The sequence below is a fragment of the Clavibacter michiganensis subsp. tessellarius genome (assembly GCF_021922985.1).
Lineage (GTDB): Bacteria > Actinomycetota > Actinomycetes > Actinomycetales > Microbacteriaceae > Clavibacter > Clavibacter tessellarius.
On the sequence record NZ_CP040788.1, the window covers coordinates 3,037,543 to 3,051,746 of the forward strand.

The window sequence follows — 14,204 nt, forward strand, 5'->3', positions numbered from 1 at the left end:
TACGGTGGATCCGTGACCCGATTGCCGCGCCTCCTGCTCGTCGTCGCGACGCTCGCCGTGGTGGCGGGGGCCGTGACCCTCGGCGTCGGGCTGACGCAGCCCGCCGCCTCCGGCTGGTTCGCGTACGCGCCGCTGTCCGGCGAGTCGTTCGTGCCGTCGGGCGTGCACCTCGTCTCGACGGGGGCGCTCGTGTCCGCCGCCGTGCTCGCCCTCGGCGTCGTCGCCCTGGCGCTCGCGGTGGGGATCCGGATCGGCCGCCGCTCCGACTCCGCGTCCGACCACGGCTCCGACCGCCGCGACGACACCTGACCCGGGACCGGCCCGTGCGACAGTGGGCCATGCGCATCGCCGACTTCCCCGTACCCGACACGGCAGCCGCCCGCGGCGCCCTCGACCTCGCGACCTCGTACCAGTCCGCCGCGATCACGGCCCACGGGATCCGGTCGTGGCTGTGGGCCGAAGCCTTCGCGGTGGTCGACGGGCTGGCGGGCGTCGACCACGAGATCCTCTACGTCGCCGCCGTCCTGCACGACATCGGCACGGTCGCCGAGTTCGACAACCACACGGTCTCGTACGAGCACGCGGGCGGGCACGTGGGCGTCGCGCTCACGGCCGGCGCGGGCTGGCCGGCCGCCCGCCGGCAGCGCGTGCTCGACGCGATCGTGCGGCACAACTGGCCGTCGGTGGATCCGGAGCTCGACGTCGAGGGGCACCTCCTGGAGATCGCGACCGGGCTCGACATCTCCGGTGCGCGCGCCGACGTGCTCCCCGAGGGGTACCTGCGGGAGGTGCTCGCGGTGCATCCGCGCGGCGACCTCGCCGCCGAGTTCGGCGCGTGCGTCGTCGACCAGGCGGAGCGGAAGCCGACGACGGCCGCCCGCCGCCTCGTCGACGGCGGCGTCATCGCGAAGCTCGCGGCGAACCCGCTCGAGGCCCTCCGATGAGCCGCACCGGGATGCGCGTGCTGCTCGCCGTGGCGGTGCTCGCGACCGCGGGCGGGGCGGTCGCGCTCGTCGTCGCGCTGTCGCAGCCGGTCGTCATCGGCTCGTTCGCGGCCGTCGGCCCCGGGAACCCGTTCCGCGGATCCGGCGTGCACTTCCTCACGACGACCGCGGTCGTGGGCGCGGGGGTGCTCGTCGCGGGTCTCGCGGGCCTGGCGCTCGCTCTCGGGATCCGGTTGGGCGGGCGCGCCCGTCGCGACGATCGACCCCCGCGCGCCGACCGCTGAGGAGGCCGGCGCGCCCGGATCAGCCGATCAGCGACGGCCGCAGGTCGCGCAGCGTGCGGTGCGACGTGATCCGGACCGCCCCGGCCAGCGCCACCGCGAGCCCGGCGACCAGCCACAGCGCGAGCACGCCGGCGTCCTGGGCGGCCTGCCCGAGGTCGCCGCCGTACATGAGCTGGCGGAGGGCGTCCACCGCGAAGCTCATCGGGAGCACGTGGTGCAGCGCGGCGAGCGGCCCGGGCAGGGTCTGCCAGGGGAACGTGCCGCCCGCGGTCACGAGCTGCACGACCATGAGCACCAGGCCGAGGAACTGGCCGACGCTGCCGAGCAGCACGTTGAGCGCGAGGATGATCGCCGCGAACGTGATGGAGGCGAGCACCATCGTCCCGTACATGGCGAGCGGGTGGGCGATGCGGAAGCCGAGCGCCCCGGCCACGATCGCGTAGAGGCCGGCCATCTGCACGACGCCGAGGAGCGCGGGCGTCAGCCAGCCGGCGAGGGTGATCCGGAGCGGCGCCTTCCGGGCCGTGATCGCGCGGCGCGACAGCGGCTTCACGATGAGGAACAGGGCGTAGATCCCGATCCACGCGGCGAGGCTGATGAAGAACGGCGCGAGCCCGGCGCCGTACTCGCCGGCCTGGGTCACGGCGTCCTGCCGGAGCGCGACCGGATCGCCGATCGTGTCGGCCTGCGCGTCGCGCTGCGCCTCGGTGGAGGCGGGGATCTGGTCGAGCCCGGAGTCGAGGCCGTCGCGCAGCTTCACGGTGCCGTCCTGCAGCGTGCCGAGGCCGGACGCGAGCGAGGTCGCGCCGTCGGACGCGGAGTGCGCGCCGGTCGCGAGGGTCGCGCTGCCGTCGGCGGCCTTCGCGATGCCGTCGGCGAGGGCGGGGGAGGCCTTCGAGAGTGCATCCGCGCCCGTCGCGACCTGCGAGCTGCCGGACGCGAGCGTGCCGGCGCCCTGGGCGAGCGCGGCGGATCCGGTCTGCAGCTTCGCGGCGCCGTCGGCCACCTGCGCGCTGCCCTGGGCGACCTGCTCGCTGCCGGCGGCGAGCCGCTGCAGCTGGGTATTCAAGCCGTCGGCCTTCGCGGCGGCGCCCGTGATGTCGGTGCCGAGCACGTCGAGCTTCGCGAGGGCCGCGTCGATGTCGGCCTGCGGGATGCCCGCCTTCGCCATGCGGTCCTGGATGGCGGTCCGGAGCGCCGGGACCCTCCCGGCGAGCTGGTCCACGCTCGCGGTGGCGGGCGATCCGAGGGCCGCGATCTGCGCGTTGCCATCGGCGACCTGGCGCGCACCCGCCGCCGTCTGCTGCGCGCCCGGCGTGAGCGCCGCCGCGCCGGTCGAGAGCTCGGTCGCGCCGGACGACAGCGTGGCCGCGCCCGACGCGACCTGGTCGGCACCCGTGGCGAGCTGCTTCGTCTGCGCGGGGAGCTGCGCCGTGCCCGTGCGGAGCTGGCCGAGGCCGGAGGAGAGCGTGTCTGCACCGGTCGCGAGCTTCCCGTTCCCGTCCGCCAGCGCGTCCGCGCCGGAGCGCGCGCTGGCCGTCCCGTCGACGAGCTGCTGCGCGCCCGAGGCCGCGTCGCCGAGGCTGGAGCGCACGTCCGCGAGGCCGAGCAGGAGCTTGCCCGCGGCCTCGGTGCCGACGCGCGAGGCGACCGACTTCGTGATCCGCGCGCCGGCCTGCTGCGCGATGGTGGTGGCGAGGTAGCTGTTGGCGTCGTCGGTGGCCATGACCACGCGGGCCTGCTGCGGATCCGTGCCCGACGCCGACGAGAGCGCCGCCGAGAAGCCGGACGGGATGGTGAGCGTGAAGTCGTACGTGCCGTCCTCGAGCCCGGTGCGCGCCTCGGCGGAGGAGACCTCGTGCCAGTCGAAGGAGGCGTCGTCGAGCACGTCCTTCGCGACGTCGGTGCCGTAGTCGACCGGCTTCCCGTCGACCGTGGCGCCCTGGTCGGCCACGACGAGCGCGGCGGGGACCCTGTCGAGGCTGCTGTACGGATCCTGGTTCGCCCAGAGGTACAGCCCGCCGTAGAGCACGGGCACCAGCACGAGCGCGACGAGCGCGATCTTGGACATGGTGGTGGCGGTGAGGCGCGTCAGCTCGGCGCGCACCAGGGGGATCAGTCTCATCGGGTCTGCGTTCCGTCGATCGAGGGGGTGGGGGAGTCGGGGGCGCCGGCGGGGTCGGCGGGCGCGGCGACCGGGTCGTCGGCGGGCAGCGCGGCGATCGCCTCGGCGGCGGCCTCGCTCGTGACGACGAGGACGCCGGTGCCGGCGCGGGCGAGGTCGTGGAGGACGCGCATCCACTCGCCGACCGCGCCGCCGTGCCGCTCGGGCGAGGTGACGACGACGGCCTCGACGCCCGCGCGGCTGGCGGCGAGCGTCGTGAGCAGGCGGATCCGGGCGACGGCAGGGACCGCGGAGAAGGGGGCGCGCGCGAGGTCGGCGAGGCCCTGATCGTCGAGGATGACGCCGACCTCGTGCCGGCCGGAGCGGTGCCCGGCGAGGGCGAGCTCCTCGGCGACGACCGCGCGGAGCGACACGTCGTCGGCGGGCTCGTTGATCCGCGGGGTGTCGACGAGCGCGACCCGCTCGGCGACGCGGGCGGCGGCGTCCTTCGGGTCGGCGTCCGTCTGCGGGGCGGAGCTGCCGTCGTCGATCGCGATCGTCCCGCCGTCGAGGCGCATCCGCCCGGACGCCACGAGCGAGAGCACGGTCGGCCGCAGCTCGGTCTCGGCGACGGCGACCACGGGATCCGGGCCGCCGTAGGAGAGGGAGACGGCGGGCAGGGCGGGGGCGGGGCCGTCGCCGACGCGCGCGTCGGTCAGGGTGACGATCACGAGGCGGCTCCGGCGGTCGACGCGGTCGACGCGGCGGACGCGGCGGCGGCGGTCGCGGGCGCCTCGTCCGCGCGCGGCGCGACCTCGCGCAGCTCGGGCGTCACGGCGATCAGGTCGCCAGCCGCCCGCCAGTCGAGGCCGCAGAGCGCGAGCGAGGTGAGGATCACGAGGGAGTGGCCCTCGGCGCGGCCGATGTCGCTGCGGGTCGCCTCGTCGAGCACCGCGAGCGCGCCGCCCTCGATGAGGCGCGCGAGCGTGGGCGCGGGGATGTCGCCGCGCAGCTCGCCCGCGGCGATGCCGCGCTCGACGACGCGCTGCAGCTCCGACCGGAGCGGCGCCAGCTCGGTGCCGACCTCGCGGGCGAGCGGCCCGCGCACGGCGACCCGCGCCATCACGCGCACCTGCTCGACCTCGGCCCAGAGGCGCGCGCCGATGAGGGCGACGTGGATCCGGCTGTCGTCGTGGGCGATGCCGGCCAGCGACTCGACGATGCGCCGGGCGCCGCGCTGCAGCACCTCGCGCACGAGGTCGTCGCGCGTGGCGAAGTGCCCGTACACGGCACGGCGGCTGAGGCCGGCGGTGGTCGCGATGGTCTCGAGGGAGGCGTCCGGGTCGCGATCGAGCGCGACGACGGCCGCGTCGATCAGGGCCTGGCGGTTCGTCGCGGCGTCCTTGCGGGGCGCGCGGGCGGAGGCGAGGGAGGTCATGCGACCAGGCTAGCTATCTTGCACAGCCGTGTGCAAGTTGCTGAGCGCATTCACGGTCTCCGCGTCGCGCCTCCCGCTCCGGGGTCCGGGGTCAGCTCCGGAGGGTCTCGCTGGGCAGCTCGCCGAACACGGAGGCGTACGACGCGGCGAACCGGCCGAGGTGCGCGAAGCCCCACCGCTCGGCGACGCTGCGGACGGTCGTGGTGGTGGGGGCCGCGTCCAGGAGCTCGGCGCGCACCCGGCGCAGGCGGATCCCGCGCAGGTACTCGGTGGGCGTCTGGCCGTGGTGGCGGCGGAGCGCGAGCTGGAGGACGCGCGTCGAGATGCCGGCGGCGGCCGCGGCCTCGGCCGGCGTGATCGGCAGGTGCGCGTTGTGGTGCAGGTACTCCACGGCGACGCGGATGTGCGCCATGCGGGGCGCGCGCAGCTCGGCGGGCAGCTCCACGTCGTCCCAGGGGAAGAGGTGGAGCGTCGCGCGGGCGAGCGCGAGGTCGGCCTCGAGGCGCAGCAGCGGGGAGGCGTCGGGATCCGTGATGACGGGGGCGGCCGCGGCGACCGCCCGGCGCCACGCGGCGGCCGTCTCGATGCTCGGCACGCTGCGGTGCTCGAACAGGAGCGGGCGGGCGGGGCCGTGGTGGAACTCGGTCGCGGTCTGCTCGAGGAACCCGGCGTCGAGGTGCACGCAGTTCTGCCGCGTGGAGCTCGCCTGGTACTGGAACGGGCGGCCGGAGGGGAAGAGGAAGGGGAGCTGGCCCTGGGAGGAGACGGCGCGGGATCCGCGGTCGACCGTGATCTGCCCCTCGAGGAACCAGGTGACCACGTGCTCGGGGCGCTGGGGGCTCTCGGCCCACTGCGTTCCCGCGATGCGCGAGGTGCGGAGCGTGACGCGCTCGCCGCCGAGGACGGCGTAGCGGTAGGAGAAGGAGTTCGTGCGGCGGTCGCGGGCGAAGCGGATGCCCTCGAGGACGGGCGCGAAGCTCGCCGTGGCCTCGTCGATGTCGGCGCCGGACATGACGGCGCGGACGAACGGGTCGGGCTCCAGCTCGGCGGCGGAGATGACCGGCTCGCTGTCGAGGTCGACGGGGGCGGCGGCGCGCGCGGCGGCCGCGTCGTCGTCGGAGGCGGTGTCGATCATCGCGGTGGCTGCGGCGACGACCGCGGCGGCGCCGGCGGCGGCGTCCTGCGAGGGGTCGACGAGCGAGGCCGCGTCGGAGGCGGCCGGGGTGCGCTCGAGGAGCGGTGCGGCGGTCGCGGGGGCGTCGTCGGCGACCGATGGCACCGGCGTCCCGAGGGTGTCGTCGACCGCGGCGGCGAGCGGCGTGCGCGGGCGGCGCGAGGGGTCCCTCGTTCCGGCGGGGGTCAGCGTGGTCGTCATGGTCCCTGGTGTCTCTGGGTGTCGGTCGTCTCCACCCTCCCGCTCATCATGCACGGCGCTCCTGCGGGGAGGGGCCTCCGCGGTGCGAGAGGCTGGCCCTTCTTCGGCACGGCCCCGTAGGAGAGCTGGTGCGCGCTCCGGGGCTATCCGCTGAGCGAACGCGCGTCCCCCGGTCGCTTGCGGCGGCGGCCACTCCACGCGCACGGGATCCGCACCGTCGGGACGCCTAGGCTCGTGCCGCGGGCGATCCCCGCGCCCCCTGATCCCGAGAGGCGCCGCATGACGAGCGACCGGTCCCTGGCCTTCATCCTGCTGCGCTCGTGCCTCGTGATGGTGGCGCTCGGCGTCGTGACGGTGCAGACGGGCGGCGGCCTGGGCGTCGTCGGCGTCGTGGCCTTCGTGCTCGCGGCGGGCCTCGGCGGCGGCGCGACCTTCTACTGGCGACGGCACCTGGCGGCGAAGCGGCGCGACCCGTTCAGCTGATGGGCTGATCCGGCGGTCCTCGGCCCGCCCGCCGATCCGCCGCCGCCGCGCCTCAGGCCGGGTCGGCCACCGTGGACGTGAGCGTCGACGATCCGTCGGGGAGGCGCCGCACCTCGATCCGGTCGGCGACGCGCTGCTTCAGCTCCTCCACGTGGCTGACGATGCCGACCGTGCGGCCGTCGGAGGAGAGGCGGCCGAGCTCGGACATGACGGCGTCGAGGGTCTCGGGATCCAGCGTGCCGAACCCCTCGTCGACGAACAGCGTGCCGAGCTGCAGCCCGCCCGCCTCCGCCTGCACGACGTCGGCGAGCCCGAGCGCGAGGCTCAGCGCCGCGTAGAACGTCTCGCCGCCGGAGAAGCTCGCCGGCTCGCGGACGCGGTCGGTGACGTGGTCGCGGATCTGCAGGGCGAGGCCCGTCTTCCGGGACCGGCTCGTGGCCTCCCGCTCCTCGCTCACCTCCAGCTCGTAGCGGCCGCTCGACATGATCCGGAGGCGCGCGTTGGCCGCCTGCACGACGTCCTCGAAGCGGCGGAGGAGCACGTAGGTGCCGAGGGTGAGGCCCCGCGTGTTCTCCGGGCTGGTGGCATTCGCCACCTCGGACATGCGGATGGCGGCGCGCGCCTCCTCGCCCGCGAGCGCGCTCGCGCGGCGCGCGGCGTCGTGCCGGGCGAGGGCGGCGGCGCTGCGGTCGGCCCGGTCGCGCGCGCGGGCGGCGCGCTCGGCGGTCGCGCGCGCGGCGGCCTGGGCGGCGTGGGAGGCGGCGAGGGCGGCGGCGGGATCCGCGTCCTCCGCGTCCTCGGCGCCCGTGAGCGTCGCGACCTCCGGATCCACGAGGCCCTCCGCGACGACGGCCTGCTCCCGCTCGTGCGCGGCGACCAGCTGGGCGAGCGCCGGGAGCTCGGCCGGCGGCAGGGCGGCGGCGCGGGCCTGGTCCTCCGTCGCGAACGACCGGGCGGCGAGGGCGTCGGCGAGCTCGGTGGCGCGCGCCTCGGCCTCGGCGGCCGTGCGCGCGCGATCGGCGGCGAGCGCGAGGAGCCGCTCGACGAGGGCGCGCTCCTCGGCGCGGTCGGCGACCAGGGCGGCGACGCGCGGGGCGTCGGGGGTGTCGGTCTCGGTGTCGTCATCGGCGGCTGCGGCGGCGTCGGACACGCCGGCGTCCGACGCGGCGTCCGGCTGGGCACCGGCCGCGCGCAGGGCGGCGCGCACCGCCTCCGCGTCCTCCGCGAGCCGTTCGCGGGCCCGGATCACGCGCTCCCGGAGGCCCGACAGCGCGGCGCGCGCGTCCTCGCGGCGGACGCGGATCCGCTCCGTCTCGGCGTCGTGGGCCGCGAGCCGCGCCTCGGCCGCGCGGAGCGCACCGCCCGCGGCCTCCGCCTCGGCGAGTCGCGCGGTGCGGTCGGCGACCTCGCGCTCGGCGTCCTCCTGCGTGACGCCGTCGAGCTCCGCGGCCATGGCCTCATGCCGCGCGGTCTCCGCGGCCAGGGCCGCCGCCGCCTCGGCCTGCGCCCGCCCCGCGCGCTCGCGCGCCTCGGCGGCGGCCTCGATCTCGTCGTCGTCCGGGTGGCCGGGGGTGCTCGGGGCGGGGAGCGGGTGATCCGCGGATCCGCACACCGGGCACGGCGCGCCCGCCACCAGCTCGCGCGCCAGCTCGCCCGCGAGACCGCGGACCTTGCGCTGCCGCAGCTCGGCCTCGTGCCGCACGGCGTCGCCCGCGTCGGTCGACCGCGACTCCAGCGCCGCGCGGGCCGCGGTGATGCGCGCGTCCTGGGCGACGAGCGCCGCCGCCTTCCGCCTCGTGGCCTCCGCCTCGGCGACCGCGGTGCGGGCCGCGTCGACGCCACCCGCCGCTCCCGCCGCGGCGTCGCGGGCCTCGACCAGCGGGATCCGCTCGCCCGGCCGCTCCGCCAGAGCCGCCTCGGCCGCCTCCGCGTCCGCCTCGCGCTGGGCGACGGCCGCCTCGGCCGCGCGCACCTCGGATCGCCGACCCGGCAGCCCGCGTTCGCGCGCCTCCGCGTCGGCCAGGGTCGCGAGCTCGGCGACCAGGGCGTCGCGCCGCGCGGAGAGGTCGTCCGCCGAGGCGTCCGCGAGCGTCGGCCGCGCGTCGCGGCACGCCGCCCGGGCCGCGTCCTCGGCCGTGCGCGCCCGCTCCCCGGCCGCGTCGGCCCGGTCGCGCGCGGCCAGCGGCCCCGCGACCGCCTCCGCCCGCCGGGCCTCCTCCAGCCGCGCCGCCAGCAGCGCGACCTCGTCGGCCTCCGCCCGCAGCGCCTCCTCGCGCGCGATGAGGGTGCGTCGGCGTTCGAGCGCGCGCGTGATCCGCTCCGCCTCCTCCCGCGCATCCGCCGCCCGGCGCCGCGTGGCCTCGTCCTCCTCGCGCGCCGCGTCCGCCGCATCCGCCAGCTCGGCGAGGAGGCGCACGGTGTCGGCCGCGTCGTCGACCGCGAGCGCCTCCACGCGCGTCGCCTCGCGCAGGCCCGTGAGCGCCTCGGCGACCCGCGCGTCGGCCGCGTCGGTGCGCGCCTTGGCGGCCGTGCGCATCTCCGCGAGCTGCTTCGCGGTCACGTCGTAGACGGCCGTGCCGAACAGCGACTGCAGCACGAGCCGCCGCTGCTCGCCCGTCGAGCGCAGGAACTCCGCGAACTCGCCCTGCGGCAGCACGACGGTCTGCACGAACTGCGCGCGCGTGAGCCCGACGATGCGCCCGATCTCCGTCCCCACCTCCTGCGTGCTGGTGCCGAGCACCTCGCCCGCCTCGGCCTCCGGCGACGACAGCCGGAACAGCTTCGCCGTGGCGTTCTGGTTCGTGGTGCCCGTGCCGCTCTTCTTCGGGCGCTGGTGCTGCGGGCTGCGGCGCACCCGGTGGATCCCGGCCGCGGTCTCGAACACGAGCTCCACGTACGGCTCCACGCCGGGCGCCGCGTGGTGGCTGTGCAGGCGGTCGCGGCTGGATCCCTCGCTCGCGAGCGAACCGTAGAGCGCGAACACGATCGCGTCGATGAGCGTCGACTTCCCGGATCCGGTGGGCCCCTCGAGCAGGAACAGGCCCGACCGCCCGAGCTCGGCGAAGTCGATGACGTGCTCGCCGGCGAAGGGGCCGATCGCGCGCAGGGTCAGACGGTGCAGGTCCATCAGGCGCTCCGGTCCGCGGCCAGGGCCTGCTCGTACGCCTGGCGCAGCACGAGCGCCTCGGCGTCGGTGGGCGGCGCGCCCGTCGCGTGCTCCACGAAGTCGGCGGCGACCTCGAGCGGATCCGTCGTGGCGTCCACCACGCGCGACCGCACGCCCTCGACCCGTCCCTCCGGCTCGTGCAGCACGACGAGCGCGTGCGGCAGCGCCTCCCGCACGCGCGCGACGAGGTGGGCCGGATGCACCGGATCCGTCACGTGCACGCGCAGCCACGCGTCGGCGAGGTCGGCGTGCCGTCCGTCCGTGATCTCCGCGAGCGTGCCCGTGACCTCATCCAGCCGCCGCGGCACCGGCGCGTCGATCAGCTCGACCGTGGTGGACCCGTCGGCCGCCAGCTCGACGAGCGCGCTCGACTTCCGCTGCATGCGCTCCCCGAACGAGAACGCGAGCGGCGAGCCGGAGTACCTGATGCGCGGTGCCCGGATGCCGGGCTGCTCCGCCCGCACCTCCTGCGCCCCGTGCAGGTGCCCGAGCGCCACGTAGTCCGCGCCCCGGAACACCGACGCCGGCACCTGGTCGAACCCGCCCACGCGGATGTCCCGCTCGCTCTCGCTGGGCGCCGCTCCCGTGACGAACGCGTGCGCGACCACGACCACGCGCGCCTCCGGTCGTCCGGCGGCGTCGGCGCGCACCCGGTCCATCGCCGCGCCCAGCACGGCCTCGTGCGAGCGCGGCAGGGGAGGGGCGTCGGCGGCGGCGAGCGACGCGCGCACGGCATCCGGATCGAGGTACGGCACCCCGTAGATCGCGACCGGCCCGTCCACGTCGTCGAGCACCACGGGCACGTCGAGCGCCTCGGCCGACGCGAGGATGCGCACCCCGTCGCGCAGCAGCCCCGACGCGAACCCGAGGCGCGCGGCCGAGTCGTGGTTGCCGGGCGTCACGATGACGGTGGCGTGCGCGCTCAGCCGCGCGAGCGCGTCACCGAGCAGCGTGACGCTGGGGACGCCCGGCACCGCGCGGTCGTACACGTCGCCGGCGACCAGCACGACGTCCACCTCCCGCTCCTCCACGAGCGCGACGAGGTGGTCGAGGAACGCCGCGTGATGCGCGTGCAGGTCCTCGCCGTGGAGGGTGCGCCCGAGGTGCCAGTCGCTCGTGTGGAGGATGCGCACGCGGGTCCTTCCGTGGGGCTGCCGGCGGTGCCCGTCACGCTACCGGAGGGCGCCGACACGGCCGGGCCGGTCGGCGCCCGCGCGGGCTAGTCCTTCTTCCCGTGCGCCGCGACCGACACGTCCTCCCACTCCCGCCACGTCGCGAGGCGCTGTGCGTAGTCCTTCTCCGCGATCGCCAGCGGCCCGTCGCCGAGGAAGATCCGCAGCGGCGGCTCCTCCGCGTCGACGATCGCGAGGATCGCGTCGCGCGTCGCCGTCGGGTCGCCCGGCGTCGTGCTCTTGTAGCCCTCCGCGCGGCGCTCCCGCATGCCGTCGTAGGCGGCGATGGGCTCGGCGCGCTTCGCCGAGGCGCCCGACCAGTCGGTGCTGTAGCCGGCGGGCTCGACGAGCGTCACGTGGATCCCGAACTCCGCCACCTCGAGCGCCAGCGACTGGCTGAACCCCTCGAGCGCCCACTTCGACGCGTGGTAGATGCCGGTGTTGGTGAAGGCGCTGATCCCGCCGATGCTCGACACCTGGACGATGTGCCCGGATCCCTGCGCGCGCATGATCGTGACCGCGGCCTGCGTGATCCACAGCGCGCCGAAGACGTTGGCCTCGAACTGGCCGCGCACCTCCTCCTCGGTGAGCTCCTCGATGGCGCCGAACTGGCCGAAGCCCGCGTTGTTGACGACCACGTCGAGCGTGCCGAAGCGCTCCGCCGCCCGCTGCACGGCGGCGATCCCGGCCTCCCGGTCGGTGACGTCGAGCTGCAGGGGGAGCACGGCGTCGCCGTACCGCTCGACGAGGGCGTCGAGCGTGGAGGTGTCGCGGGCCGTCGCGGCGACGCGGTCGCCGCGCTCCAGCGCCGCCTCCGCCCACTCGCGGCCGAAGCCCTTGGATGCGCCGGTGATGAACCAGGTCGTCATGGGGATGTCCTCTCGTCGGTACTCCGGCCAACGTCCGCGGCCGGATCCCCATGCCCGGATCCGCCGATCCCTCCCCAGGCGTCGCCCGACGGACACCCGCGACCAGCCCGCCCGCCATCGGGACCCGCGGGACCGCCTTGGTAGGATCGAGTGTGACTGGAGAGAACCTGCTCGGCGTCCCCGAGACGCGCCTGGCCGACGAGCCCGAGGTCGCCGCCCGCATCGCGAACGCCGACGGCGATCACGACACCCTCGGCGCCATCGCGGCCGACCACCCGCAGTCGTCGCTCGTCTGGGCGCTGCTCGCCGACTCCGCGTACGTGCAGGGCGACCGCATCGCCTCGTACGCGTTCGCGCGCGTCGGCTACCACCGCGGGCTCGACTCGCTGCGCAAGTCCGGCTGGAAGGGCCAGGGCCCCGTGCCGTGGAACCACGAGCCGAACCGCGGCGTCCTCCGCTCCCTCTACGCGCTGCGTCGCGCGGCCGCCGCCATCGGCGAGGAGGACGAGGTCTCGCGCCTCAGCGCCTTCCTGCGCGACGCGGATCCCACGGCCGCCGGCCACATCGAGGCGGCGACGGCCGGGGCGCTCCCGCCCACGGAGGCCATCGTCATCCGCGGCCAGGACTGACCTGCCCGCACCGCGCACCACCCGCACGACGCCCCACCGCACCACGCACCGCCCGCACCACCGCACGCCACCCGATCCAGACCCGACCGACCCGCCCCGACGAGGAGTGAGCCATGCCCGCAGTAGTGATCATCGGAGCCCAGTGGGGGGACGAGGGCAAGGGACGCGCGACCGACCTCCTCGGCAGCCGCGTCGACTACGTCGTGAAGTTCAACGGCGGCAACAACGCCGGCCACACGGTCGTCGTCGGCGACGAGAAGTACGCGCTGCACCTGCTGCCCTCGGGCATCCTCACGCCGGGCGTCGTGCCCGTCATCGGCAACGGCGTCGTCGTCGACATCGAGGTGCTGTTCCACGAGCTCGACGCGCTCGCCGCCCGCGGCGTCGACGTCTCGCGCCTCCGCGTCAGCGCCAACGCGCACGTCATCACGCACTACCACCGCACCATCGACAAGGTCACGGAGCGCTTCCTCGGCAAGCGCCAGATCGGCACCACCGGCCGCGGCATCGGGCCCACCTACGCCGACAAGATCAACCGCGTCGGCATCCGGATCCAGGACCTCTTCGACGAGAACATCCTGCGCCAGAAGGTCGAGGCGGCCCTCGACGCCAAGAACCACATGCTCGTCAAGATCTACAACCGCCGCGCCATCTCGGCCGAGGAGATCGTGGAGAGCCTCCTCTCCTACGTGGAGCGCCTCCGCCCCATGGTGGGCGACGCGTCGCTCGAGCTGAACGCCGCGCTCGACGAGGGCAAGACCGTGCTCTTCGAGGCCGGCCAGGCCACCATGCTCGACATCGACCACGGCACGTACCCGTTCGTCACGTCGTCGTCCGCCACGTCCGGCGGCGCGGCCACGGGCTCGGGCGTCGCGCCGAACCGGCTCGACCGGATCATCGCGGTCGTCAAGGCGTACACGACGCGCGTCGGCGCCGGCCCCTTCCCCACGGAGCTGCACGACGCGTCCGGCGAGTACCTGCGCGCCAAGGGCTTCGAGTTCGGCACCACCACCGGCCGCCCGCGCCGCTGCGGCTGGTACGACGCGCCCATCGCGCGCTACACGGCGCGCATCAACGGCGTCACCGACTTCGTGCTCACCAAGCTCGACGTGCTCTCCGGCCTGGCGACCATCCCGGTCTGCGTCGCCTACGACGTCGACGGCGTGCGTCACGACGAGGTGCCCGTCTCCCAGTCCGACTTCCACCACGCGACGCCCGTCTACGAGGAGCTGCCGGGCTGGCAGGAGGACATCACGGGCTGCCGCACCTTCGCCGACCTGCCGAAGAACGCGCAGGACTACGTGATGGCCATCGAGCGCATGAGCGGCGCGCGCATCTCGGCCGTGGGCGTGGGCCCGGAGCGCGAGCAGGTCGTCGTGCTGCACGACCTCCTCGAGGCCTGACCCTGATCCACGACGGCTGGGCCGACGACGCCCGCCTCGGCACCGACGCGTCGGACCTCGCGCGCTTCCTCAGCCGGGCGGACGCGCGCACGATGAACCGCGAGCGCCTCCAGGCCGACCTCGACATGGGCCAGGAGCAGTACGTGGCGGCATGGCGCGAGCTGCACCGGTTCGGGTACGTGTCGTCGGCGGAGCTGCGGCGGCTCGTCGTCGAGCGGTAGTACGGGTCCGGCACCCGGCGCGCATCCTTCCTCGGCGACCGACCAGGATTATTGGCGATCGACTACGATCCTGGGCATGCAGCTCCAGCATCCCTTCCGCACGATCACTCCGACGA

The 14,204-nt window shown here is 75.8% G+C and carries 14 protein-coding genes; 7 read left to right on the plus strand and 7 right to left on the minus strand.

Annotated elements, in window-relative coordinates; genetic code table 11:
* Positions 1-12: 12 nt before the first annotated feature.
* The 3 genes from FGG90_RS14500 to FGG90_RS14510 are packed head-to-tail and all read left to right on the plus strand — an operon-like array spanning position 13 to position 1,228.
* A complete protein-coding gene (locus tag FGG90_RS14500) occupies positions 13-309 on the plus strand; it encodes a hypothetical protein (RefSeq protein WP_094126340.1) in 297 nt (98 codons plus the stop codon).
* 29 nt (positions 310-338) lie between these two features.
* Positions 339-944 carry an HD domain-containing protein gene (locus FGG90_RS14505; protein ID WP_094126339.1) on the plus strand — a complete coding sequence of 202 codons (606 nt, stop codon included), beginning with the start codon at positions 339-341 and terminating at the stop codon, positions 942-944.
* Positions 941-1,228: a hypothetical protein gene (locus FGG90_RS14510; RefSeq protein WP_094126338.1), complete on the plus strand. Its 288-nt coding sequence runs from the start codon at positions 941-943 to the stop codon at positions 1,226-1,228. Before FGG90_RS14505 ends, FGG90_RS14510 begins: the two co-directional genes overlap by 4 nt.
* 19 nt (positions 1,229-1,247) lie before the next feature.
* Here the strand turns inward: FGG90_RS14510 and FGG90_RS14515 are convergent, their stop codons facing one another.
* The 4 genes from FGG90_RS14515 to FGG90_RS14530 form a co-directional block, all read right to left on the minus strand.
* Positions 1,248-3,353: a YhgE/Pip family protein gene (locus tag FGG90_RS14515; RefSeq protein ID WP_094126337.1), complete on the minus strand. Its 2,106-nt coding sequence runs from the start codon at positions 3,351-3,353 to the stop codon at positions 1,248-1,250.
* Positions 3,350-4,063, minus strand: coding sequence for a hypothetical protein (locus FGG90_RS14520; protein ID WP_094126336.1), 714 nt, complete (start codon positions 4,061-4,063; stop codon positions 3,350-3,352). The genes FGG90_RS14515 and FGG90_RS14520 overlap by 4 nt, the downstream gene beginning before the upstream one ends.
* Positions 4,060-4,770 (minus strand): TetR/AcrR family transcriptional regulator, encoded by a 711-nt coding sequence (locus FGG90_RS14525; RefSeq protein WP_094126335.1) that lies wholly within the window; start codon positions 4,768-4,770, stop codon positions 4,060-4,062. The genes FGG90_RS14520 and FGG90_RS14525 overlap by 4 nt, the downstream gene beginning before the upstream one ends.
* A 91-nt stretch (positions 4,771-4,861) precedes the next feature.
* On the minus strand, positions 4,862-6,145 hold the full coding sequence (locus tag FGG90_RS14530) for an AraC family transcriptional regulator (protein ID WP_094126334.1): 1,284 nt from the start codon (positions 6,143-6,145) through the stop codon (positions 4,862-4,864).
* 279 nt (positions 6,146-6,424) lie between these two features.
* On the opposite strand from FGG90_RS14530, the gene FGG90_RS14535 reads away from it, so the two are divergent.
* Positions 6,425-6,628 (plus strand): hypothetical protein, encoded by a 204-nt coding sequence (locus FGG90_RS14535; protein ID WP_011931895.1) that lies wholly within the window; start codon positions 6,425-6,427, stop codon positions 6,626-6,628.
* Positions 6,629-6,680: 52 nt separating this feature from the next.
* Here FGG90_RS14535 and FGG90_RS14540 read toward each other — a convergent pair whose 3' ends face one another.
* The 3 genes from FGG90_RS14540 to FGG90_RS14550 form a co-directional block, all read right to left on the minus strand.
* A complete protein-coding gene (locus FGG90_RS14540; protein WP_094126333.1) occupies positions 6,681-9,755 on the minus strand; it encodes an AAA family ATPase in 3,075 nt (1,024 codons plus the stop codon).
* Positions 9,755-10,927 carry an exonuclease SbcCD subunit D gene (locus FGG90_RS14545; protein WP_094126332.1) on the minus strand — a complete coding sequence of 391 codons (1,173 nt, stop codon included), beginning with the start codon at positions 10,925-10,927 and terminating at the stop codon, positions 9,755-9,757. The genes FGG90_RS14540 and FGG90_RS14545 overlap by 1 nt, the downstream gene beginning before the upstream one ends.
* An 86-nt stretch (positions 10,928-11,013) precedes the next feature.
* On the minus strand, positions 11,014-11,835 hold the full coding sequence (locus tag FGG90_RS14550; protein ID WP_094126331.1) for an SDR family oxidoreductase: 822 nt from the start codon (positions 11,833-11,835) through the stop codon (positions 11,014-11,016).
* A gap of 152 nt (positions 11,836-11,987) precedes the next feature.
* On the opposite strand from FGG90_RS14550, the gene FGG90_RS14555 reads away from it, so the two are divergent.
* The 3 genes from FGG90_RS14555 (at position 11,988) to FGG90_RS16155 (ending at position 14,088) form a co-directional block, all read left to right on the plus strand.
* Positions 11,988-12,464 (plus strand): DUF3151 domain-containing protein, encoded by a 477-nt coding sequence (locus tag FGG90_RS14555; protein WP_094126330.1) that lies wholly within the window; start codon positions 11,988-11,990, stop codon positions 12,462-12,464.
* 113 nt (positions 12,465-12,577) lie between these two features.
* Positions 12,578-13,867 carry an adenylosuccinate synthase gene (locus FGG90_RS14560; protein ID WP_094126329.1) on the plus strand — a complete coding sequence of 430 codons (1,290 nt, stop codon included), beginning with the start codon at positions 12,578-12,580 and terminating at the stop codon, positions 13,865-13,867.
* 92 nt (positions 13,868-13,959) lie between these two features.
* A complete protein-coding gene (locus tag FGG90_RS16155; RefSeq protein ID WP_011931910.1) occupies positions 13,960-14,088 on the plus strand; it encodes a hypothetical protein in 129 nt (42 codons plus the stop codon).
* The last annotated feature ends 116 nt before the right edge of the window (positions 14,089-14,204 follow it).

Coding starts and splice junctions, on each gene's coding strand:
- FGG90_RS14535 (WP_011931895.1), top strand. CDS start 6,425: ATGACGAGCGACCGGTCCCTGGCCTTCATCCTGCTGCGCTCGTGCCTC.
- FGG90_RS14560 (WP_094126329.1), top strand. CDS start 12,578: ATGCCCGCAGTAGTGATCATCGGAGCCCAGTGGGGGGACGAGGGCAAG.
- FGG90_RS16155 (WP_011931910.1), top strand. CDS start 13,960: ATGAACCGCGAGCGCCTCCAGGCCGACCTCGACATGGGCCAGGAGCAG.
- FGG90_RS14525 (WP_094126335.1), bottom strand. CDS start 4,770: ATGACCTCCCTCGCCTCCGCCCGCGCGCCCCGCAAGGACGCCGCGACG.
- FGG90_RS14510 (WP_094126338.1), top strand. CDS start 941: ATGAGCCGCACCGGGATGCGCGTGCTGCTCGCCGTGGCGGTGCTCGCG.
- FGG90_RS14540 (WP_094126333.1), bottom strand. CDS start 9,755: ATGGACCTGCACCGTCTGACCCTGCGCGCGATCGGCCCCTTCGCCGGC.
- FGG90_RS14530 (WP_094126334.1), bottom strand. CDS start 6,145: ATGACGACCACGCTGACCCCCGCCGGAACGAGGGACCCCTCGCGCCGC.
- FGG90_RS14505 (WP_094126339.1), top strand. CDS start 339: ATGCGCATCGCCGACTTCCCCGTACCCGACACGGCAGCCGCCCGCGGC.
- FGG90_RS14515 (WP_094126337.1), bottom strand. CDS start 3,353: ATGAGACTGATCCCCCTGGTGCGCGCCGAGCTGACGCGCCTCACCGCC.
- FGG90_RS14550 (WP_094126331.1), bottom strand. CDS start 11,835: ATGACGACCTGGTTCATCACCGGCGCATCCAAGGGCTTCGGCCGCGAG.